This window comes from Psychrobacter sp. FME13 (assembly GCF_014861395.1).
Taxonomy (GTDB): Bacteria; Pseudomonadota; Gammaproteobacteria; order Pseudomonadales; family Moraxellaceae; genus Psychrobacter.
Genome location: NZ_RRYV01000323.1, coordinates 1 through 999 on the forward strand (window position 1 = coordinate 1; position 999 = coordinate 999).

The following is a 999-nucleotide window of genomic DNA, read 5'->3' on the forward strand; positions in this document are numbered from 1 at the left end:
AATTGTTTTATGATATTCATCCAAAACATAACTCTTTTGTAGTGCAGTGACTATATCAAGCTTTGATGATATTTATGAAAAAATTAATACCTTCGTTGAAGTACTTAATAGAAAGTTAATATTTAAAAAAGTTAAAGTAAACTCTCGTCGAGGTTTTTACTTCGTGAGGTTAGACAGTAATATGGAGGCATGCGATGGTGAAGAAAAATTACTCAGTCTTTCTAAGCTTTCTTCTGGTGAACAACATCAAGTAGTTCTCTTGTATCAATTAATTTTTAACACCGAGCCACAAACTCTTGTTTTGATAGATGAGCCAGAAATTTCACTACATGTTGTTTGGCAAAAGCAGTTCATGGAAGACCTAGTAGAAGTTTCTAAAATCAATAATATAAAATCAATAATTGCTACTCACTCCCCTCAGATAATTGGAGATAAGTGGAACTCTACAATAGATTTGGCTGACCTGAGAGAACAAGAGGTAATGGATCAATGAGTTTGTTAAAACACTTTTCATCAGATCCTAATGCAGTTATCAATGATTTTAGAATGAGTGTCTCTCATCCTCAATACGAAAGAATAACCTTATATGTTGAAGGTCAGTCTGACATAATGCTTTTTAGGAATATAGTAAACGAAGATATAATAAAGTTAATACCACTCGAGGGTAAGAAAAATGTAATTGATGTTATGAAAGGTTTATATAGTGACTACTCGGATAGAGTATATGCTGTATGCGATGCTGACTTCGATCATATCAAGGGAGAGGCACAAACCCATCTAGCATACGGGGTTCTAGTTACAGATTATCATGATATAGAAATTATGATGTTATTTTCTTCAGCTTTCACAAAAATTATTAATCAGAAAGCTATAAATAATAATATAGATTTTTCTAGGGTGTGTATAGAATTCAAATCAGGGGCAACCAGATAAAGACACAAGCAAGCATTACCGCCGCTGCATAGCTATCTTTGAGCTTATCATATCGCGTGGCAATGC

General features: G+C 33.4%; 2 protein-coding genes and 1 pseudogene. 2 read left to right on the plus strand and 1 reads right to left on the minus strand.

Translation table 11 applies throughout. The annotated features are described in order from the left end of the window. Positions 1-46: 46 nt before the first annotated feature. Positions 47-493: an AAA family ATPase gene (locus EI164_RS16340; RefSeq protein WP_192521023.1), complete on the plus strand. Its 447-nt coding sequence runs from the start codon at positions 47-49 to the stop codon at positions 491-493. Continuing rightward, positions 490-933: a DUF4435 domain-containing protein gene (locus tag EI164_RS16345; RefSeq protein ID WP_192521024.1), complete on the plus strand. Its 444-nt coding sequence runs from the start codon at positions 490-492 to the stop codon at positions 931-933. Before EI164_RS16340 ends, EI164_RS16345 begins: the two co-directional genes overlap by 4 nt. Here the strand turns inward: EI164_RS16345 and EI164_RS16350 are convergent. After that, a pseudogene (locus tag EI164_RS16350) lies at positions 911-999 on the minus strand (IS5/IS1182 family transposase); the annotation flags it as partial. The gene EI164_RS16345 and the pseudogene EI164_RS16350 sit on opposite strands and share 23 nt — an antisense overlap.

Bases quoted from the DNA above. Each gene is read 5' to 3' on its own strand.
- EI164_RS16345 (WP_192521024.1), top strand. From the start codon at position 490: ATGAGTTTGTTAAAACACTTTTCATCAGATCCTAATGCAGTTATCAAT.